This is a genomic window from Rhizobium sp. SVR5-9E, assembly GCF_056755095.1.
In genome coordinates, this window is the sequence record NZ_JBNDHS010000098.1 from 1 (window position 1) to 20,076 (window position 20,076).

Sequence of the window (20,076 nt, forward strand, 5' to 3'; positions counted from 1 at the left end):
TGGTCATGCAGGACGTCGTGCTGTTCTTTGCCGCGCTTGTCATGCTCATGAATTTCCTGGTCGATATGTCCTATCTCGCCATCGACCCGCGGCTGCGAAAGGACGCATGACGATGGCGCAGATCGCATCCGATGCTTCGAGCAGGCCACGTTCATTTTCCATTAGCCGGCAAATGAAGCTCGTCTCTGGCGCAGCCATCGTGGGACTACTCGTGGCAATCGCCCTGCTGTCGCTCGTCTGGACACCACTACCGCCTGCGAAGATGCAGATCATTCATAAATTGCAGCCGCCCTTCGCTTTTGGCGTGCTCGGCACCGATCAATTCGGCCGCGATATTCTTTCGATGCTGATGACCGGATGCTGGAATTCGCTGTCGATCGCCATCACCGCGGTTGTCATCGGCGGTACGATTGGGTCGATTGCCGGAATTTCGGCCGCGGCGATCCGCGGCGCCTTCGAGACACTGCTGATGCGGGTCTGTGATGTCGTCTTTGCCTTGCCGCCGATCCTCTCGGCGATGATCCTCGGCGCATTTCTTGGGCCTGGCAGGTTTACGGCGATCATCGCAATTGCCGTCTTCATGATCCCGGTCTTCGCACGCGTGACGCTTGCCTCGGCCCTGCAGGCCTGGAGTCGCGATTACGTGTTGGCGGCTCGCGCGCTCGGCAACAGCCGCCTCACCATTTCGGTACGCCATGTTGCGCCAAACATCATGAACCACGTGATTGTCCAGGCAACGATCCAGCTCGGCCTGGCGACCCTCACCGAAGCAGGATTAAGTTTCCTCGGCCTGGGGCTCGCCCCGCCGGCGCCGACCTGGGGCCGCATGCTTGCCGACTCCCAAACCTATCTCGAACTGGCGCCATGGCTGGCGATCCTGCCCGGCCTTGCCATTGCGCTTGCCGTTCTCGGCTTCAACATGTTGGGCGATGGATTGCGCGACTTCTTCGATCCGCGGCGGATCTGAATCAGACGGGGCGACGGTAGCCGGTCGGCTGGTCGTAAAGCCAGCCGATGCGTTTGATGGCGGCCTCGAAATTCTCGCGCGCAACGGTCATTGTGTGGCCGTTGGCGTGGATGATCGTTTCCGGATCTTCCATGATCGCCACATGACCCTTCCAGAAAACGAGGTCACCGCGGCGAAGCTCGGAGCGATCGATGACCTTACCTAGACCTGCTGCCTGCATGTCGGTGTCGCGCGGCGCGCTTCTGCCGGTCATCTGCAAGGCAAGCTGCACGAGGCCGGAGCAATCAATGCCGAGGCCCGAACGGCCGCCCCACAAATAGGGTGCGTTCATGAAGCGCGATGCGATCTCGACATAGTCGTCGTCCCTGCCCGCGCCGATCGGCTGAACGTGCTTGGCGAAGATCGCGGTGCCGTCTTCCAGCACGACATAGTGATTGCCTCGGGCTTCCGCTTCGCCGGCGACGCGCACGCGGCTGCCCATGGAGAGCACGGATTGATGAGGCTTGCGCAATTCCGGCTCGGGATAGAGGAAAGTGCGCTGCACGGTGACGACATGCGTGGGCTCCGCTTGTCCCTCGGACAGCGTTGCCTCCGGAAGATAGCCGACATAACCGTCGGAACCGGCCTTCACCCAGCACCAGCCGTCCGCGCGATCAAAGACCACCACATCCTCACCGAAGAGCAGCTCCGTATCGATTCCCTTTGAAAGATCAGGCTGCGGGCGAAGCGGTGCAACGGGAACGGCGATCCGCGCTGGCGTGCCGGAAACAAAGCGCAAGGCCTCGACCTTGCCTTCAAGGCTCGCTTCGGCGAGATCCGGCCGATAGGCATGCAGGCGGCGGTCGAGCATCGTCATATTCACTCCGTTTACACCGGCAGGCGGCGTCCCTGGTCACGCACGAGATCGCCGAGCTTCTCCAGATAGAGTGCGCCGCCGACAGTGCGCTTGATGATCACGTTCCGCCGGTCGCTTTCGTCGCGCGCCCGGTCGACCAACCCCATTTCGCCCATCGTATCGAGGGCGCGAGTGATAACCGGCTTCGTAACGTTCAGCGTTGCGGCAAGCCCCCGCACCGTATGAGGCGGCGGCACCAGATAGATATGCAGCAGGATTGCCATCTGGCGCAACGTCAAATCGCGTTCGTCGTGGCGCACCTGATTGAGCGTAACGCCGTGCCAAAGGCCCAGCGCCTGCGAGGCGGTCAGTTCGATCGGCAAAGCCCCTCCGGAAAACCGTTACGCTGTGGTGTATTTTCCGGGAGCAGATGCCTGCATGCAAGAGGCGGCAGAATCTGCCGCCTCGCAAGGTGAATAAAATTTTAACGATCGGCCCTTAGAGCGCGGTCCGGATGTGATGGTAAAGTGCACGGATTGCCTGCGCCTCGCCGCCGCCCGGCGAGTGCGCGCGCTCTGCCGGCGCCCAGCCGTAGATATCGAAATGCGCCCAGCTTTTCGCCTTGCTGACGAAGCGCTTCAGGAACAAGGCCGCCGTGATCGCCCCTGCCATGCCGCCTGCCGGAGCATTGGTGATGTCGGCCATCTTGGCGCGAATATCCTTGTCGTAGCCCATGTAAAGCGGGAGCCGCCACAGCGGGTCATCGGTCTCGAGGCTTGCCTCGGAGAGATCGCGGGCAAGATCCTCGTCATCCGTGAAGAAGGGCGGGAGATCCGGCCCGAGCGCTACGCGGGCCGCGCCCGTCAGCGTCGCCATGTCGATCAAGAGATCCGGCGCTTCTTCATCGGCATAGGCCAGCGCATCGGCGAGGATCAAGCGGCCTTCCGCATCGGTGTTATCGATCTGGACAGTGAGGCCCTTGCGGCTCCTGTAGATGTCTCCCGGCCGGAACGCATTTGCCGAGATCGAATTCTCCACGACCGGGATGATGACGCGGAGGTCGACCTTCAGCTTCGCATCCATGATCATCAGCGCCAGACCCATGACGTTCGCTGCGCCGCCCATGTCTTTCTTCATCAGCAGCATGGAAGAGGCCGGCTTGATATCGAGACCGCCGGTGTCGAAGCAGACGCCCTTGCCGACGAGCGTGACCTTGCGATGGCCTTTCTTGCCCCAACGCAGCTCCAGAAGACGCGGCGCGTCGGCGCTGGCGCGGCCGACAGTGTGGACCAGCGGAAAGTTTTCCTTCAGGAGATCGTCGCCGATGATGACCGACATCTCCGCCTTGTAGTGCTCGGCGAGGGCACGGAAGGCGGCTTCGAGCTGCTCGGGTCCCATGTCGTTGGTCGGCGTGTTGATGAGATCGCGGGCGAGGAAGACACCGGCAAGTTGACGCTTGATGTCCGCGCCGTCAGCATCGCGCGGGATCATCAGCGTGGCGGCTGTCGTCTTTTCCGAGCGGTATCGATCGAAGCGATAGCTGCCGAGGCCGAAACCGAGCGACAGGCGGTTTGCCGTGAGTGGTGCCGTTTCGATGTGCCAGTCGCCGGCAGGTAGCGAGCGGGCCAGCTTGCCGGTGATATAGGGCTGCTCCGACGGATTTGTCCCGAGGCCGAAAAGCGCGCCACCGAGAAGGCCGTCCGCCGTTGGAATGAGCAGCAGCGACCCGCTTTCGGCCTTGTAGCCCGCCTTCCTTGCCCAATCGAGCGCGATGGGATCGATTGTTCCGGTCTCGATATGAGCCGGAGTGACAGCGAAAATCGGCAGTGTCGAGCCGCCCTTCGTGTTGAACGGCGTCGGTCTCTCAATAAACTGATAGGGGGCCATGTTTTTCCTTCGGCGGTGTCCAGGAATCGCTTCTTAACGGTATGTTAGGGTTAACAGACTATTGCTGGAGCGAAGATTGCGTCAAACCTTTCCCTGTTCCGCTTAGAGGTCAGGCGCCAGTTTCTGAATTCAGGAAAGCGCAATGCACCTCACCGCGGCCACCCCGTTCAAGAACCGTATTCTGCAGTGCGCCACGGCGGCGCTCGTGGCCGCCGCGCTCGCGGGTTGCACGACCACCAAGGACAAGATGACGACGGGTTCGGTGCCGCAGCTGTCAAAGCCGATCGAATCCATGGATGCGAACGAGCTTCGCACGGCTACCGAGCGACTCGGCCAGGCTTACGAACGAAATCCCCGCGATCCGGTGAACGGCGTCAACTACGCCAATCTGCTGCGCATGCAGGGACGCGATGCACAGGCACTTGCCGTCATGCAGCAGGTCGCGATTTCCAATCCCAATGACCGCAATGTTCTTGCCGCCTACGGCAAGGCCCAGGCAGCCACCGGTCAGCTTCAACAGGCGCTCGATACAATCGGCCGTGCGCAAACCCCGGATCGGCCCGACTGGAAGCTGATTTCCGCCCAGGGCGCGATCCTCGACCAGCTGGGCAAGCCCGCCGATGCCCGGGCGCGGTATCGCGATGCGCTGGACATCCTGCCGAACGAGCCGTCAGTGCTTTCGAACCTCGGCATGTCCTATCTTCTGACCAGCGATCTCAGGACCGCCGAAACTTATCTCAAGCAGGCAGCGAGCCAGCCTGGTGCCGATAGCCGGGTCCGACAGAACCTCGCTCTTGCCGTCGGCCTACAGGGACGGTTCGCCGAAGCCGAGCAGATCGCCCGGCGCGAGCTTTCGCCGCAACAGGCAGATGCGAATGCTGCCTATCTGCGTTCGATGCTTTCGCAGCAAAATTCATGGCAGAAGCTTGCTGCCAAGGATGGCCAGCCCGCGAGCAGCACGAACTGATCCCGGAGCTACCGAAGAGCCGCGCCGGAGAAGATCAGGCGCAGGCCGAGCCCGCCCATGACGAGACCGGCAGAGCGATCGATCCAGCGCTTGGCCGAGAGATAGACCTGCCGCGGGCGGCGGGCTGAAAACGCCATGGCCACGATCGCGTACCAACCGAACTCGATCGCGAAGATACCGATCGGCAGGCCCACGATGACTGCGAGCGGAATGCTCTTGGGGAGAAACGCCGCAAAGATGCTGGCGTAGACGATGATGGTCTTCGGGTTGCTGAGCTGCGTCAAAAGCGCCGTCGAGAAGCTTCGCCGGATCGACGAACGGCCCTCAACAGTACCCGACACCTCCAAAGGCTCCTTTGCGCCTCGCCAGATGCGGCAGGCGATATAGACGAGATAGGCGCCGCCTGCGAGTTTCAGCACCAGATAGAGCCAGGCGAACTGCGTCAGCAAGGCGGTCAATCCGGCCAGCGCAAGCACGCTGAAGACAATGCCGCCGACACCCATGCCGGCGGCGGCCGCCAGCCCATCCAGGCGCGAACGGGAGATGGCGATCCGGGACACGACGACGAAGCTTGGACCGGGGCTCATTGCGCCGACCAACATGGCTGCAAAGATACTGGCAAGAATAGCGGCTGAAGACATGGGAGCTCCTTGTTGACTGAAGGTGCCCAGGCGAGCGGCGGCTCAACCGCGCTTCCCGATGGTTTTCCATCTCATTCGCCAGTCACGCGGAAGCTATGGCTAGCTGCTTTTCGCCTCGCCCGCAAGCAGGCATCAGAAGCGATCTGCAACCTGTATGCCTGCGGGGCCAAGGATGACGGCAACCAGAACGGGAAGGAAAAACAGGATCATCGGCACGGTCAGCTTGGGCGGCAGGGCGGCCGCCTTCTTCTCTGCCTCGTTCATGCGCTCGTCACGGCCTTCCTGTGCGAGAACGCGCAACGCCTGCGAGATCGGCGTGCCGTAACGATCGGCCTGGATGAGCGCCTGGGTGACCGAACGCACGAGATCGATCTGCGTGCGCGTGCCGAGGTTTTCGAGCGCCTGCCGGCGGTCGGGCAGGAAGGAAAGCTCGGCTGTCGTCAGTACCATTTCTTCGGCAAGCGGCGGTGACTGCTCGCCGAGTTCTTCCGACACGCGGCGCATCGCCGCTTCGATCGAAATGCCGGATTCGACGCAGATCAGCATCAGGTCGAGCGCATCCGGCCAGGCGCGCTTGATCGAGTGCTGCCGCTTCGACATGCGGTTGGAGATAAAGATATTCGGTGCATAGAACCCGAGATAACCCGTTCCGATCGTCGCAAGCAGGCGGATGGGAAGCGGCTTTTCAGCAAGATGTCCGAGACCGAAAATCCAGAAGGCAGCAACGGCCAGGAAGACGAACGGCAGGAGGAAGCGGGCCACGAGGAAGGTGTTCAGCGCGTTTTCCGAGCGATAGCCCGCTGCACGCAGCTTGTTCATCGTGTTTTCATCGACCAGCGCTCTGCGAAGATTGAAGCGCTCGACGATCTGGCGAACGGAGCGATTGTTCTGCGTGCGCAGCGAGGCCTTGTTTGCAACGGCCTCGGAGTTCATGCGGGCGCGCTCGCGCGCCCGGATCTGATCGCGCTCCGTCGAAACGGCCCGCATTCGCTTGTTCAGGTCGCCGCGTTCGAAGAAGGGAATCGCGATGGTGTAGAAGGTCGCAAAGACCGCAATAGCGATCAGGACCGCGAGCAGCATGGCCGGGTCGGTCAATTTCGCTGCAAGATCCGATGACATGGCGCGCGTCTCTCTCCGGTTAGATGTCGAAATTGACCATGTTGCGCATGACGAAGATGCCGATGGACATCCATACGGCGGAAGCACCCATGATCAGGTGTCCGCGCGGATCGGTGAACAGGATGATCATGTATTGCGGCGACGTCAGATAGACGAGGGTCGCCACGATGAAAGGAAGGGCGCCGATAATCACGGCAGAAGCCTTGGCTTCCATCGAAAGTGCTTTGACCTTTGCCTTCATCTTTTTGCGGTCACGGAGAACCTTCGACAGGTTGCCGATCGCTTCGGAAAGGTTGCCGCCCGCCTGCGACTGGATGGCGATAACGATCGCGAAGAAGCTCACTTCCTGCAACGGCATGTAATTGGTCATGCGCGCGCAGGCGTCAGGAACGCTGAGACCGACCTGCTGCGATTCGACGATGCGGCGAAATTCGGTTTTCACCGGGTCACGACCCTCGTTTGCAATCAACCTGATAGCGTCGTTCAGCGGCAAGCCGGATTTGATCGAACGCACGATGACGTCCAGCGCGTTTGGAAATTCATCGAGAAACTTGTTCTGGCGGCGCTTGATCAGGAAACCCAGGACCCAGCGCGGCAGGCCGAGACCGGCGACGACCGGAACTGCAAGAACGACCAGCAAGGGCGCCCCGGCGAGCAAGGCGATGAGCATCAGAAACAGGCCAAACGCAGCGCTGAACATGTAGAATTTGGCAGGCGAGATCATAAAGCCCGCCTGAATCAGCCGGGACTTCAGGGAAAGCTTCCGCTTTGTATTTTCCTGCTGGCGCTTCTCGAGATCCTTGAGGTTGTCCTGCACCGATTTGCGGCGTTTTGACATTTCCTGGACGCGATCGTGCGCGGCCTTGACCTTCACTCGGTCCGTTTCTGCCGAAGTCACGCGGTTCAGGCGGTTGGCAGCCTTCTTCTCAGTCTCCATCCGGCTGAAGAGCAGACCATAGCAAACCGCGCCCGCAGCGACTGCTGCAAGCGTGATGATGGCGAGCACGATCGGATCGAAACCGAACATCAGATTTCCTTTGAATTTGCTTCCATCGCGTCCAGCGCAGACGCGAGGCGCTTCTCCTCGTTGTAGTAGCGCGCGCGATCCCAGAAATGCGGCTTGCCGATGCCCGTCGACATATGACGGCCGATCAGACGGCCGGCTGCGTCTTCGCCTTCGATCTCGTAGCGCATCAGATCCTGCGTGATGATGACGTCGCCTTCCATGCCGATCACCTCCGTGATGGCCGTGATGCGCCGCGACCCGTCGCGGAGGCGCGCGGCTTGGATGATGACGTCGATCGAACCGGCGATGATCTCGCGAACCGTTTTTGCCGGGAGACTGTAGCCGCCCATGGCGATCATCGATTCGATACGGCTCAAGCACTCGCGCGGCGAGTTGGAGTGAATGGTTCCCATCGAGCCATCGTGGCCGGTGTTCATCGCCTGCAGTAGGTCGAAGACCTCCGGTCCGCGCACTTCGCCGACGATGATGCGTTCGGGACGCATGCGAAGGCAGTTCTTGACGAGGTCACGCATGGTGATTTCGCCTTCGCCTTCGATATTCGGCGGCCGCGTTTCCAGGCGCACGACATGCGGCTGTTGCAGCTGTAGTTCCGCGGTGTCCTCGCAGGTGATGACGCGCTCGTCCCTGTCGATGTAGTTCGTCAGGCAGTTCAGGAGCGTCGTCTTGCCCGAGCCGGTGCCGCCGGAGATAACGACGTTGCAACGAACACGGCCGATGATCTGCAGCAACGTCGCGCCTTCCGGGGTGATCGCGCCGAAGCGGACGAGCTGATCGAGCGTCAGCTTGTCCTTCTTGAATTTACGGATGGTAAGCGCCGGACCGTCGATTGCGAGCGGCGGGGCGATGACGTTGACACGCGAGCCGTCGGGAAGGCGGGCGTCGCATATCGGGCTCGATTCATCGACACGGCGGCCGACTTGGCTGACGATGCGCTGGCAGATGGAAAGGAGCTGGCCGTTATCGCGGAAGCGGATTTCCGATTCGATCGTCTTGCCGCCGACTTCGATGAAGGTCTGGCCGGCGCCGTTGACCATGATGTCGGCGATGTCGTCACGCGCGAGCAGCGGCTCCAGCGGGCCGTAGCCGAGAACGTCGTTGCAAATGTCTTCGAGCAGCTCCTCCTGCTCGGAAATCGGCATCGCGAAGTTCTTGATCGTGATGATATCGTTGACGATATCGCGAATTTCCTCGCGTGCGCTTTCGGCATCGAGCTTGGCGAGCTGCGACAGGTCGATCGTGTCGATAAGCGCCGAGAAGACCTGCGCCTTAGTGTCATAATATTCGTCAGTGCGGGTTAGGCGCCTGCGCTGCGGTGTCTGCATCGGCGGTGGCGTCACCTGGTAGCGGCCCGGCTCCTTTGCCGGCTCGACCAGCACGGCGGGTACAGAAGCGGGAGCCGCCGGGGCGGCCGGCAATGGCGGCGCGCTTGTGGCGCCACCCTTTCCGAAGCCTTCGTTTCCACGTTTTCCGAACATGCCACAAAATCCAATCTACTCGTTTTCGTCTCTTACTTGGCGCGCTTCAGCAGCCCCATCAGACCACCGCGCTTCGGCTTCTTCATGGTCACCCGGCCGGTAACGATGTGTGCCAGCTGCGAGAAGGTCTCAGCCGTCGGCGACTTCGGGTCGATTTCCGAGATCATGCGGCCACTATTGGCGGCATTGCCGAAGAGGCCGATATCGAAGGGAATGATCGCGATCGGCTCGATCTCGAGCGGTTCGCAGAAATCGGACGGCGCAATTTCCGGACGCTTCGGCATGCCGACCTGGTTGAGGACGAGATGCGGCGACTTGTCGTTCGGGCGCAGCTTGCGGAGCGCATCGAGCATGTTCTTTGCGTTGCGCAAGTTTGCAAGATCGGGAACGGCGCAGATGACCACCTCGTCCACTGACGCCAGAACCGAACGCGTCCATTCCGACCAGGCATGCGGAACATCGAGCACCGCAACTGGCGCGCTGCGCTGCAGAACCTCAAGAACCGGTTGAAACGCCTGGCCATCAAAGTCATAGGCGCGATCAAGAAGCGACGGCGCGGCGAGCAGTGACAGGTGTTCCGAACATTTCGTCAGAAGGCGGTCGAGAAAGACCTCGTCCAGCCGATCAGGAGCAAAGACGGCTTCGGCGATCCCTTGGGTCGGGTCCTGGTCGAAATCGATGTTTGCGGTACCGTAAGGCAGATCGAGATCGGCAAGGATCGTCTCGGTCGAGAAGAGATTGGAAATGCCGAATGCGCAATTGTGGGCGATCGTCGAGGCACCGGCGCCTCCCTTGGAACCGATGAAGGCAATGCTGCGGCCAAGTGGTTCGGCATCTGGATCGACGAAGATCGCAGCCATCGCCATCATGATGTCAGGCACCGCCACCGGCTGAACCATGTATTCGGAAATGCCGTTGCGGATCAGCTCGCGATAGAGCGCGATGTCATTGTAATAGCCGATGACAATGACCTTGGTGCTCGGATCGCAAACGGCGGCAAGCGGCGCGAGCTCCGAAAGGAGGCTTGCCGCATTCGCCTTCGTCTCAAGAATGAGCAGATTGGGCGTCGGGGCGCTAGAGAACATATTCGCGGCCGCCGCAACGCCGCCACTGGTAATCCGCAGGCTGACCTTCGACATGCGCCGGTCGTTGCCACAGCGCTCCATGGCCCGCTGAAGTGCCTCGCTCTCGCAGAACGCGTGCACGGAAATACGCGGCAGCGGCCGCATGTTCTCAAGCTCGCCCATGCGCACGGCGTCTTCGACGTGCTGCAGCTCTGCAGTGTTCTTGATCTCGTATTCGATGGGGCTCATAGGTTCGTCTTCCGTCAGAACGAGGAACTTCCGCCGACGTCCTCGATGGTAGTTGAGGTGGTTCGGTACTCTTCGATCGCATTGTTGCGGCGGGCGGCGTCGATTGGCGTCATGCCCCGCGGCGCAATAAGGTCTTCAGGATTGGCGATCTGTGCGGCTAGGTTGTTTTGGGTGGCGCAGCCGAAGTTGTAATAATTCTGATTGTCGAAATCGAAGCCGCCACCGATGTCCTTTGGCCATTCGCCGCACTTCGAGGTAATGGCCGTCATACCGACGAAACTGAGCCGGATAGGCGCTGCATCGCCGGGAACAGTTGCAGCATAGCTCGCGTTGACGATCTTCGAGCTCGGTACCCCTCTGTGGGAGAGCTCAGCGCGAACCTGGCTTCGCAACTGACTTGCGGCCGCCGAATTCGCGGAGCCTTGTGGTGTCATGACATAAACTGGGCCGGACGCCCGGGACAGGTAATTGGCCGCAAAGCCGCGGATCACGTCGCGCTGCGCAATCGTCAGACGCCGATCGGTCGAGGCAACCGGGATATCAACTGTCTGTTCGGCCTCAGCCACCACGATTGGGTGGCGTTGACGGTAGTCGTCGGGAATGCCTCCCGTAGTCAGATTATCGCGCGGCGCCGCGCAGCCGGAGAGCATTGCCCCTGCAAATGCGGCGGCACCAAGCATGGCCCATCGTAACGCGGCCTTTTTGCGTTGAGCCATGGGCTGTTCATCATATCGTTGCATCGTTTTCGACCCCGCCCCGTTCACTTGTAGATAAATCCGATGGAACCGTGGAATTGCGCATCGACGATCGGTGCCTCGGGCCGTCCGTAGATCTTGTTCACCCGGTTCATTAAGAAGGCCTGAGCGTCGTTCTCGGGACTGAAATTGTCATCCGGCCGATTGAGTTCATTGCGAGCGACAGGGCGGACGAGATAGGGGGTCGCGATGATGACGAGTTCGGTCTCGTCGCGCTCCACCGTCCGCTGGCGGAACAACGTACCTAGAATCGGGATCTTGTTGACGCCCGGCGTGCCGTTCGATGTCTGCGAAACGTTGTCCCTGATCAGGCCGGCGAGCGCGATCGAGCCGCCGGACGGAAGCTCCACGGAGGTCTCGGCCGAGCGGCGCTGGTAGGTCGGCTGCGACCCCGACACGGATGGTGCCGGCTCGGACACATTGGTCTTGATTTCAAGGCTGATGCGGCCCGAGGACAGAACCACCGGCTTGAAGGCCAGATTGATGCCGTAGTTGTAGGGAACGATGGTGACGTTGCCGTCATTGTCGGTGGTCGAGTAGAGAACCTGGCCGCCGGAATTGAAGGTGGCGGCCTGGCCGGAAATAGCGGTCAAAGTAGGTTCGGCCAAGGTCTTGACGACCTTCGCCTGCTCAAGAGCGCTGAGATAGGTCGATATGTCGTACTTACCGATTGCGGTCTTGAACAGCGCTGCAAGTCCTCCGCCGAGTGTCGCAGTGGAGCCATTCGCTATAGGCGAGCCGAGCTGCGCTACGGTCATGCCCGAGGAATTCGATACGAGATTGTCGAAGCCGAGCTGCTTGAGGATTTCGCGGCGGACTTCGGCAATCGTCACCTTCAGCGTGACCTGATCTTCGCCCTGAATCTGCAGCAGATTGACGACCTGGGATTGCTGGCGGGCTTCGGCAAAGATCGCGACATCGCCCTGCTGCGCGGAGCTGGCGGCCGTCTCCGTTCGCGTGGTTGCCTCACCGCCCGTCAGAAACGCCTGTGCAAGGTCTGCGGCCTGCTTGGCATCCTGCGGGGTGCGAACCGTGCCGGTCAACACGATGTTGTCAGATACGATTTCGACATTGATGTTGGAATCGACAATGAAGCGCCTGAGATTCGCTTCGAGGCCCGAGACATCGCGCTCGATTTCGATATCGAGGCTCACGACCTCCTGGCCGTCGCTTCCGAAGATGAAGATGTTCGTTTGGCCGACCTTCTTGCCGAAGAGATAGATGCGGCGCGATGTGCGCGTCACCGCGTCGGCCATCGACGGATCGGAGACGAGAATGTCATGCGCGTCCTCTGGCAGATCGACGACGAGCGCCTTGTTGAGGCCGAGCTTGAGGCGGCGGTGGGCACCGGGGCCGGTCTGAGAGATACGAATGACGCCTTCCGATTCCGCATGGGCAATTCCCGCGCCGAGGAGTGGCGCGAAGGCGGGTGGCGTCAGCCCCGAAATAACCATCGTCAGCGTGATGGCGCCGGAGAGGAAATGTCTAGCGCGCCGCATTGTATTCACCATAGATTTCCCCTCACTCGGCCTTTGGCGCACTGGTGTCTGTCACGATCGAACCAGACTTGATGACCTGCACCAGGGCGCTTCCATTGTCTCCGCTCAGGAGATAATCGGCGGCACTCGTGTCCTGCTCCTGTGCATCGGCCACGGAACGCAGCGCGAGCGACAGCTTGTCTGCCATCTGCTGGGCAACTGCCAGGACCTTGGTTTGATCGGGCGTCAGTTCGAGGGTTGCCGTGGTGCCCACGACAGCCTTGGAACCATCGTCCTTTTCTTGAATCTGCTGATCGATGGCGAGAACGCGGACATTGCTCAGCACGGTCTCGGTCAGGAACTTGTCGCTTCCCTGCGCTTTGCGGACCATGATGACATCGACACGATCGTTCGGAAGGATGAAGCCGCCGGCGCCGGTCGCGACCGAGATTTCCGTGGCGACAGCGCGTTTGCCAGCGGGCAAAAGGGCCGAAAGGATGCGGCTGTTTGAATCGGCGAGTTTTTCCGGCCGGATCGGCTCGCCTTCGAAGATCGGTAGGCGTACCACCGCACCCTTCATGTCCTTGATCGCGTCGGGCTTGTCGGCTTCGGTGATAAAGCCCTGAACAACGCCGTCGCGCGGCCAGGGCATCCAATGCACGGCCTTGTCGTCAATGCGGGCGCCTACGGGCAGATTAGCACTCGAGACAAGCACATTGGCCGTGGGCTCTTTTTCGACGACCGACTTCACCTGCGTGACGACGCCACCCCGCCCGGCAAGCTTCATCGCCAGAAAACCGGCGAGGCCAGCGGCAACGACGGCCACTGAAAGTATCATCAAACGGGCGGGTTTCATTCTTCAGTCCTCGGCAAGCAGCACGCTCACCCCGAAGAATGCTCCGGAATTGGTGTAATTATGGTTAACGTAACACTTACATTTTAAGTTAATGCACGTTTAAGTCGCCGTTATTTCAGCGTTTCAAGCGCATGAATCAGCATCGGCGAATAGGGGAACGCCGTAAAGCCGCCGATGGCGATGGCGATGCCGTAAGGAATTTTCTTCGCCAGTAGGAGCGAGTTGGGCAGCGGCAGGCCGATAGCAAGGATTACATTGGTTTGCGAGCGGATCATCAGAATAGCAAATGTCAGCAAGCCGCCGATCACGCCGACGCAGCAAAGGAATAGTATCAGGCTTTGATTGAAGCCAAACCAGAGCGCAGCGGCCGAGAGAAGTTTGGCGTCCCCTCCACCCATCACATTCAAGGCAAAGAGCGCAAAGCAGCCGCAGAAGACAGCGAGTCCCGCGGCTAGATGCATGCCGATCACGGGAATTGCCATGCCGGTAAGCGGCGCGATGATGAGAAATGAAATGACGAGAATCAGGGATACGCGGTTCGGTATCGTCATCGTGACCAGATCCGACAACGCAGCGACAGCGAGGCAAAGTGGAAAAACCACGAAGATGGATGCTGCGATCATTTCAAATCCTGCTCCTCAAAAAGCAAGAAAGGCCTACCATCAAAGGTAAGCCTAGCCGGCCGAGGCGCATCTCTGCGCCTCTTCCACTAAGTATCGAAGACGATCTTATTGGAGATCTTGGACCGAACTGCCGTCTGTAGCAGTATTCATCGTCGTCGACAGGTTCTGGAACGTGGCGTTCAGGGTGTTGCCGAGAGCACTGGCACCCGCGATGAGCGCCACAGAAATGAGCGCTGCAATCAGGCCGTATTCAATTGCAGTCGCGCCGGATTCGTCCTTCAGAAAACGGCTAAAAAGCTTGGTCATGGTTACTCCACTCCAGTTGAGGTTCAGCACGTCCGCCAACTGTTACCGTTGATCGGATTGCCACAACCTAACGGGGCGCCGTTTCAATCGGCTTAAGGAAAAGGGTTAGCAGTTCGTAAATGCTAAAGTAAAAAAACGAATGGTAAGCATGGCATTACTCCTTTATATTCAATTTTACCGGATGCGAGAGAACTTATAAATCGCTGCGCCTCCAAGGTGCGCTGAAATGCTACATCAATTGTGCCACTTGAAAACATCGCGACCGAGAGGACGTCCTCATCCGATCCATTTTGGATAAAAGCGTAATGCTATCGATCACTTTGAATAATTCTTAAAGCTTCATTTACCATTTTTTTCCATCCTGTTTCAAAATTCTGCCGGATTCTAATCAAGAGAGCGATATGCCATCGGGCGGCAAGACTATTGCATTTTTTTCAGCCGCGATGTTCGGGCTTTGCGGGCTTCAGGCTCCATTGCGCGCCGAAGAAGACGTGCTGCGCGTGTACATGGATCATGCGCGTGTACTGAAGCTCGACCGGCCAGCCAGCAAAGTGATTATCGGCAACGCCAAGGTTGCCGACGCGACGGTTGCCGACGCGAAGACGATCGTGCTTACCGGCCGCAGTTTCGGGACAACCAATATCGTCCTGCTTGACGCCGACGGCAACGCGATACTCGACGAGACGGTTCTTGTCTCGATCGACGAAGGCAACACGGTGCGCGTCTACCGCCAGACCGATCGCTCCGTCCTCTCCTGCACGCCGAACTGCGAACAGCACACCCAGCAGAATAATACGGCAGATGCCGCTGCCGGCGGCTGATCCGCGCACGAGCTGGGCCCGTCATCATCCGTTAAATTGTAGCCCCAGCCTGAAACGGAAAATCAACAAACGCGCTCTACAATTGCTGCATGAACCCTTCTTCCGGATGGCGCGATGGCGGCTAATGATCACCAGGCAGACGGAGCCTGCACGCAGCCGGCCAAGCAGAGCCGATGGAAGTCATTTGCGCGCTCGCGCGACGGGTCGACAGCGATCGAATTCGCGCTGCTCGCAATTCCTTATTTCATGGTGATCTTCGCAATCCTGGAAACTTTTGTGGCGTTCGCCGCAGAGCAACTTGTATCCAATGCCGTCGATACCATGAGCCGAAAGATGCGGACCGGACAGATTACCAATGTCGCCGGACAGCCGACCTACATGGATCAGACGGCCTTCCGGCGGGAGTTTTGCGGCGAGGTCTCGATCCTCATCCAGTGTTCCGAAGACGAGATCACGACGCCGAACAAGCTCTGGCTCGATGTCCGCACGTTCAGCAAGTTTTCCGATATTCCGGATACGATTCCGATGAATGCGACTGGCCTCGATACATCGGCGCTGCAGTATTCACCGGGCGGCTCCGGCTCGATCAATATGGTGCGCGCCTATTATCACTGGCAGATCATCACCGACCTTATCAGGCCGTATATTACCCCATACAAGACGACGACCGGCGCAAGGCTGAATGACTACCTTATCGTCGCGACCGCAGCCTTCGAGAACGAGAAATATTGATGGCCGCGACCGGAATCCTGATGCGGCTGAAAGCGAAGCTCGTCCACCTCGGGCATGACCGCAGCGGCGTTGGCGCAATCGAATTCGCCATCCTCTTTCCCGTCCTGGTGATGCTCTATATCGGTGCCTTCGAGACCACGCTTGGGCTGAGTGTCAGCAAACGCGCCAGCCGCGCCGCCGGCTCGATTGCGGATCTCGTCACGCAACAGGAGAATGTCACCAAAAGCTCGCTGACGGACATAGCCTCGGTTGCCGACGGGATCTTCGTTCCTTTCGATACAACCGACATTCAGATCGAATTGACCGGCATCGATATCGACACCGGTGCCAACGCCAAGGTTCTTTGGTCCTGGGCAAACGACGCGGCGGCCGCGCCCTATGCTGCAAATTCCCCTGTTAGCGGAATCCCCGCCGAGCTGCAAAAAGCGGATAGCTTTCTCGTGCGGGCCGACCTCAGCATTCCCTACAAGCTGCTCGCGTTTGGACCGAGCTTCCTTCCCAGCAATATGCAGCAGATCACCATACGCCGAACCTATTATTACCGGCAGCGGCAAGGCAAGGACGTCACCTGCGGCGATTGCTGATCGCGGCATTCCCTTCCCCGAAATTTGCCAAGAATGCGATCGCGCTGTATGCCTCGCCGAGACTGCGGCTCTTCAGCCGCTCAGCGTGATGGTTGAAGATGGCGCGTGCATTTCTTTTTGTCCTTGATTCCTTCGGCGTCGGTGGGGGCCTGGATGCGGTTGCCTATGGCGACGACGGCTCAAATACGCTTGGCCATATTGCGGAGTTTTGTGCAGCCGGGGCCGCCGATAGGGCAGGCTTGCGCTCCGGTCCGCTTTCTCTTCCCAACATGTCGGCGCTCGGGCTGATGCAGATCGCGAAGACCGCGACCGGGCGCTTTCCGGATGGCATGCCGATTCCGGAGAAGGTTTACGGCATCCACGGCTGCGCCAATGAAGTCTCCCGCGGCAAGGACACGCCGTCGGGGCATTGGGAAATCGCCGGAACGCCGGTGACATTCGATTGGGGATATTTCCCCGCAGAGGGAGACGCCTTTCCCCCACAGTTTATCGAGGCGCTCTGCAGCGCGGCGGAGCTTCCGGGAATTCTCGGCAACTGCCATGCCTCGGGCACGGAAATCATCGCCCGTTTCGGCGAGGAGCACATCCGCACCGGCAAGCCGATCTGCTATACATCGGCGGACTCTGTCTTCCAGGTTGCAGCACACGAGACGCATTTCGGCCTGGACCGTCTGCTGAGTTTCTGCCGCATCGCCCGCGCGCTTCTCGACCATTACAATATCGGCCGGGTCATTGCCCGCCCCTTCGTCGGCGAAACCTCCTCGACCTTTGAGCGCACTGGCAATCGCCGGGATTTTTCCGTGCCGCCACCAGAGCCAACGCTGCTTGACCGGCTCGTCAAGGAGGGCCGCAAGGTTCACGCCGTCGGCAAGATCGGTGATATTTTCGCGCATCAAGGCGTCTCAAGAGTAATCAAGGCCAACGGCAACGACGCATTGATGGACGCTTCTCTTGCCGCGATGGAAGAGGCCCAAGACGGCGACCTCGTTTTCACGAACTTTGTTGACTTCGACATGGTCTATGGCCATCGCCGTGACGTTCCAGGTTATGCCGCCGCGCTCGAAGCCTTCGATGCGCGGCTGCCGGACGTCCACCGCAAGCTTACACCCGGCGATCTTGTCATCCTCACGGCCGACCATGGCTGCGACCCGACCTGGCGCGGCACGGATCATACGCGCGAGCGCGTGCCGATCATCGCTTATGGCCCGGGGTTGAAGTCACGCAATATCGGCATTCGCAGCACCTATGCCGACATCGGCGAGACAGTCGCTCGGCATCTCGGCATCGCCGCCGGACCGCATGGGAGAAGCTTTCTATGACATTGCATCTGAAGAAGGCCGAGCTGCACTGTCATCTCGAGGGTGCCGCGCCGCCGGCGCTGACGGAAGCGCAGGCCCGCAAGTACAATATCGACATCAGCGCCTATCTCCGCGGCGGTGCCTATGTCTGGCATGATTTTGCAAGCTTTCTCGAATGCTACGACAAAGTCTCCGAGGTCTATAAGACTGACGAGGACTACGCGCTGTTGACCGAAACCTATCTGCAGGAGCTTGCCGAGATCGGCACGATTTATAGCGAGCTCATCGTTTCGCCGGACCATGGAAAGCGCATCGGGCTCGGCGCGGACGCCTATATTGCCGGCGTGTGCGAAGGTATTCGCCGGGCGAAGGAGAAGAGCGGCATCGAAGCGCGGCTGATCGTGACCGGTGAACGGCATTTCGGGCCTGAGAGCGTGATCGGTGCGGCGGAATATGCCGTCAAAGCCGGCAATCCGCTGATCACCGGCTTCAACCTGGCTGGCGAGGAGCGCATGGGCCGTGTGGCCGACTATGCCCGTGCCTTTGATATCGCTCGCGACGCCGGGCTCGGTCTGACGATCCACGCCGGTGAGGTCTGCGGCGCCTTCAGCGTTTCCGACGCGCTGGACGTCGTGCGGCCGTCGCGCATCGGCCACGGCGTTCGCGCCATCGAAGATGCCGAGCTTGTGAGGCGGCTTGCCGATCTCGGGACTGTTCTCGAGGTCTGCCCGGGCTCCAATATTGCCCTGAACGTCTTCCCCGATTTCGCTGCGCATCCGCTCCGCAAGCTCAAGGAAACCGGCGTCCGGGTGACGATCAGTTCCGACGATCCGCCCTTTTTCCATACCTCGCTGAAGCGGGAATATGAGCTTGCTTCTGATGCCTTCGGCTTCAACGACAGCGAAATCAACGCGCTGACGCGGACTGCCATCGAGGCGGCTTTCGTCGACGAAGCAACCCGTATAGCGCTGCTCGCCCGGCTTTGAGCCGCCCGAGCCTGGGGATCGTGACGTGAAAATCGCCTCCACTCTTGCAGTTGAGGCGATTTCCATGAAAGAAACGTCTTATAAGAACAATTAAAGAGAGGCTCGGCCATGGAAGGCGTCACCGTCATCGACCACCCGCTTGTGCAGCACAAACTCACCATCATGCGGCGCAAGGAGACATCGACGGGCAGCTTCCGCCGGCTGCTCCGGGAAATCTCGACCCTGCTATGCTACGAGGTGACGCGTGATCTCGAGCTGACGATGGAAACCATCGAGACGCCGCTTCAGACCATGGAATCGCCGATCCTGGAAGGCAAGAAGCTGGTCTTCGCGTCGATCCTACGTGCCGGCAACGGGCTGCTCGAAGGCATGCTCGATCTCGTCCCTTCAGCTCGCGTCTCCCACATCGGCGTCTATCGCGACCACGAAACGCTGCAGCCCGTGGAATATTACTTCAAGGCACCGGACGACGTTGCACAACGCCTGATCATCGTCGTCGACCCGATGCTGGCGACGGGCAATTCCTCGATTGCCGCAATCGACAAGCTGAAGGAGCGCGGCGCGCACAATATCCGCTTCCTCTGCCTGCTGGCCGCCCCGGAAGGCATCAAGAATTTCCGCTCGGCACATCCCGATGTTCAGGTCTTCACCGCCGCGATCGACAGCCATCTCAACGAGAAAGGCTATATCATGCCGGGTCTCGGGGATGCAGGCGACCGCATGTACGGCACGAAATAGCTTCAGCTTTTCTTTACTAAATCCGACGACTTGCAGAGCCCGGACAGAGATCCGGGCCTTTTTGCTATGGCCGTTAGCAACTTGTCAGCGATTGAGGGCGTAGCAGCTTGAAGCGTGCACCCGGATGATGCCTGGTTTACGCGGGAAGGATTTCTGTTTCATGCTCATGCGTACAGTCATTTTCGCGAGCATAGCCGTCGCACTCGCCACGCAGGTGCCGTCCCTTCTTCACGGAATCGGCGAGCAGCCGATCGCCGATAACGCTTCCGACACCGATGCTTTGACCCAGACCGAAGCTCGCTCGCCCGTGCCTGCTTCCGGCAGCGGAAGGATGCTGCTTCGGGCCGATGCCCAGGGGCACTACAGGGGCGACTTCAAGATCAACGGCAAGCCGGTGCAGGGCTTGATCGATACCGGCGCGACCTATGTCGCCTTGAACGAAAGCCTCGCCCGCCGTCTTGGCTACGGCGCCGGCCAGCTCGATTTCCGCTATGCCGTCAATACGGCAAACGGCCAGACCAAGGCCGCACATGTCACGCTCGATCGCGTCGAAATCGGCGGCGTCCGTGTGCGAAGCGTGGAAGCTTTCGTGCTCAAGGACGAGGCGCTTTCGATGACGCTGGTCGGCATGAGCTTCCTGAAGAAACTGCAATCCTACTCGGTCGCGG

The 20,076-nt window shown here is 59.9% G+C and carries 22 protein-coding genes, 1 pseudogene and 1 riboswitch; of the genes and pseudogenes, 10 read left to right on the forward strand and 13 right to left on the reverse strand.

Features of this window, described 5'->3' with window-relative positions:
* Both ACPYOJ_RS28645 and ACPYOJ_RS28650 read left to right on the forward strand, forming a co-directional pair.
* Nucleotides 1–110: pseudogene (locus ACPYOJ_RS28645) on the forward strand (ABC transporter permease); the annotation flags it as partial.
* A 2-nt stretch (nt 111–112) separates the two neighbouring features.
* Nucleotides 113–967: an ABC transporter permease gene (locus ACPYOJ_RS28650; RefSeq protein WP_481419268.1), complete on the forward strand. Its 855-nt coding sequence runs from the start codon at nt 113–115 to the stop codon at nt 965–967.
* 1 nt (nt 968) lies between these two features.
* Here ACPYOJ_RS28650 and ACPYOJ_RS28655 read toward each other — a convergent pair whose 3' ends face one another.
* The 3 genes from ACPYOJ_RS28655 to ACPYOJ_RS28665 all read right to left on the reverse strand — a co-directional run bounded on the left by ACPYOJ_RS28655 (nt 969) and on the right by ACPYOJ_RS28665 (nt 3,689).
* Nucleotides 969–1,823: a C40 family peptidase gene (locus ACPYOJ_RS28655; protein ID WP_481419269.1), complete on the reverse strand. Its 855-nt coding sequence runs from the start codon at nt 1,821–1,823 to the stop codon at nt 969–971.
* An 11-nt stretch (nt 1,824–1,834) separates the two neighbouring features.
* The gene (locus ACPYOJ_RS28660) at nt 1,835–2,185 is read right to left on the reverse strand and encodes a MarR family transcriptional regulator (RefSeq protein WP_481419270.1); all 351 of its coding nucleotides are present in this window, start codon (nt 2,183–2,185) and stop codon (nt 1,835–1,837) included.
* A 115-nt stretch (nt 2,186–2,300) separates the two neighbouring features.
* Entirely contained in the window at nt 2,301–3,689 is a 1,389-nt protein-coding gene (locus tag ACPYOJ_RS28665; RefSeq protein WP_481419271.1) for a leucyl aminopeptidase family protein, read from the reverse strand.
* Between the two features lie 142 nt (nt 3,690–3,831).
* On the opposite strand from ACPYOJ_RS28665, the gene ACPYOJ_RS28670 reads away from it, so the two are divergent.
* On the forward strand, nt 3,832–4,656 hold the full coding sequence (locus tag ACPYOJ_RS28670) for a tetratricopeptide repeat protein (protein ID WP_481419272.1): 825 nt from the start codon (nt 3,832–3,834) through the stop codon (nt 4,654–4,656).
* Nucleotides 4,657–4,664: 8 nt separating this feature from the next.
* Here ACPYOJ_RS28670 and ACPYOJ_RS28675 read toward each other — a convergent pair whose 3' ends face one another.
* The 10 genes from ACPYOJ_RS28675 to ACPYOJ_RS28720 all read right to left on the reverse strand — a co-directional run bounded on the left by ACPYOJ_RS28675 (nt 4,665) and on the right by ACPYOJ_RS28720 (nt 14,249).
* Nucleotides 4,665–5,297, reverse strand: coding sequence for a LysE family translocator (locus ACPYOJ_RS28675; RefSeq protein WP_481419273.1), 633 nt, complete (start codon nt 5,295–5,297; stop codon nt 4,665–4,667).
* 17 nt (nt 5,298–5,314) lie between these two features.
* Nucleotides 5,315–5,393, reverse strand: a riboswitch (ZMP/ZTP riboswitch).
* A gap of 36 nt (nt 5,394–5,429) precedes the next feature.
* Nucleotides 5,430–6,416, reverse strand: a complete 987-nt coding sequence (locus ACPYOJ_RS28680) for a type II secretion system F family protein (RefSeq protein WP_481419274.1) — start codon at nt 6,414–6,416, stop codon at nt 5,430–5,432.
* Between the two features lie 19 nt (nt 6,417–6,435).
* Nucleotides 6,436–7,443 carry a type II secretion system F family protein gene (locus ACPYOJ_RS28685; RefSeq protein WP_481419275.1) on the reverse strand — a complete coding sequence of 336 codons (1,008 nt, stop codon included), beginning with the start codon at nt 7,441–7,443 and terminating at the stop codon, nt 6,436–6,438.
* On the reverse strand, nt 7,443–8,918 hold the full coding sequence (locus tag ACPYOJ_RS28690; RefSeq protein WP_168827941.1) for a TadA family conjugal transfer-associated ATPase: 1,476 nt from the start codon (nt 8,916–8,918) through the stop codon (nt 7,443–7,445). The genes ACPYOJ_RS28685 and ACPYOJ_RS28690 overlap by 1 nt, the downstream gene beginning before the upstream one ends.
* Before the next feature lie 32 nt (nt 8,919–8,950).
* The gene (locus tag ACPYOJ_RS28695) at nt 8,951–10,231 is read right to left on the reverse strand and encodes a CpaE/TadZ family protein (RefSeq protein WP_481419276.1); all 1,281 of its coding nucleotides are present in this window, start codon (nt 10,229–10,231) and stop codon (nt 8,951–8,953) included.
* 14 nt (nt 10,232–10,245) lie between these two features.
* Nucleotides 10,246–10,947 carry a CpaD family pilus assembly protein gene (locus tag ACPYOJ_RS28700; RefSeq protein WP_481419277.1) on the reverse strand — a complete coding sequence of 234 codons (702 nt, stop codon included), beginning with the start codon at nt 10,945–10,947 and terminating at the stop codon, nt 10,246–10,248.
* Between the two features lie 44 nt (nt 10,948–10,991).
* Nucleotides 10,992–12,497 (reverse strand): type II and III secretion system protein family protein, encoded by a 1,506-nt coding sequence (locus ACPYOJ_RS28705; RefSeq protein WP_481419278.1) that lies wholly within the window; start codon nt 12,495–12,497, stop codon nt 10,992–10,994.
* 10 nt (nt 12,498–12,507) lie between these two features.
* Nucleotides 12,508–13,320 (reverse strand): Flp pilus assembly protein CpaB, encoded by an 813-nt coding sequence (gene cpaB, locus ACPYOJ_RS28710; RefSeq protein ID WP_481419279.1) that lies wholly within the window; start codon nt 13,318–13,320, stop codon nt 12,508–12,510.
* A gap of 110 nt (nt 13,321–13,430) precedes the next feature.
* Entirely contained in the window at nt 13,431–13,943 is a 513-nt protein-coding gene (locus ACPYOJ_RS28715) for an A24 family peptidase (protein ID WP_481419280.1), read from the reverse strand.
* A 105-nt stretch (nt 13,944–14,048) separates the two neighbouring features.
* Nucleotides 14,049–14,249 carry a Flp family type IVb pilin gene (locus ACPYOJ_RS28720; protein ID WP_481419281.1) on the reverse strand — a complete coding sequence of 67 codons (201 nt, stop codon included), beginning with the start codon at nt 14,247–14,249 and terminating at the stop codon, nt 14,049–14,051.
* Between the two features lie 401 nt (nt 14,250–14,650).
* Here ACPYOJ_RS28720 and ACPYOJ_RS28725 point away from each other — a divergent pair, with 401 nt between their 5' ends.
* From ACPYOJ_RS28725 to ACPYOJ_RS28755, 7 genes are all read left to right on the forward strand, one after another.
* Nucleotides 14,651–15,070, forward strand: a complete 420-nt coding sequence (locus tag ACPYOJ_RS28725) for a pilus assembly protein N-terminal domain-containing protein (RefSeq protein ID WP_481419282.1) — start codon at nt 14,651–14,653, stop codon at nt 15,068–15,070.
* 114 nt (nt 15,071–15,184) lie between these two features.
* Complete coding sequence (locus tag ACPYOJ_RS28730) at nt 15,185–15,802, forward strand: TadE/TadG family type IV pilus assembly protein (protein WP_481419283.1); 618 nt, start codon at nt 15,185–15,187, stop codon at nt 15,800–15,802.
* Complete coding sequence (locus tag ACPYOJ_RS28735) at nt 15,802–16,386, forward strand: TadE/TadG family type IV pilus assembly protein (protein ID WP_481419284.1); 585 nt, start codon at nt 15,802–15,804, stop codon at nt 16,384–16,386. Before ACPYOJ_RS28730 ends, ACPYOJ_RS28735 begins: the two co-directional genes overlap by 1 nt.
* Before the next feature lie 98 nt (nt 16,387–16,484).
* A complete protein-coding gene (locus tag ACPYOJ_RS28740; RefSeq protein WP_481419285.1) occupies nt 16,485–17,705 on the forward strand; it encodes a phosphopentomutase in 1,221 nt (406 codons plus the stop codon).
* Nucleotides 17,702–18,670 (forward strand): adenosine deaminase, encoded by a 969-nt coding sequence (locus tag ACPYOJ_RS28745; protein ID WP_481419286.1) that lies wholly within the window; start codon nt 17,702–17,704, stop codon nt 18,668–18,670. Before ACPYOJ_RS28740 ends, ACPYOJ_RS28745 begins: the two co-directional genes overlap by 4 nt.
* A gap of 108 nt (nt 18,671–18,778) precedes the next feature.
* On the forward strand, nt 18,779–19,408 hold the full coding sequence (gene upp / locus ACPYOJ_RS28750; RefSeq protein WP_481419287.1) for a uracil phosphoribosyltransferase: 630 nt from the start codon (nt 18,779–18,781) through the stop codon (nt 19,406–19,408).
* A 124-nt stretch (nt 19,409–19,532) separates the two neighbouring features.
* Nucleotides 19,533–20,076: retropepsin-like aspartic protease family protein (locus ACPYOJ_RS28755; protein WP_481419288.1), on the forward strand; the 544-nt coding region annotated here is incomplete at its 3' end.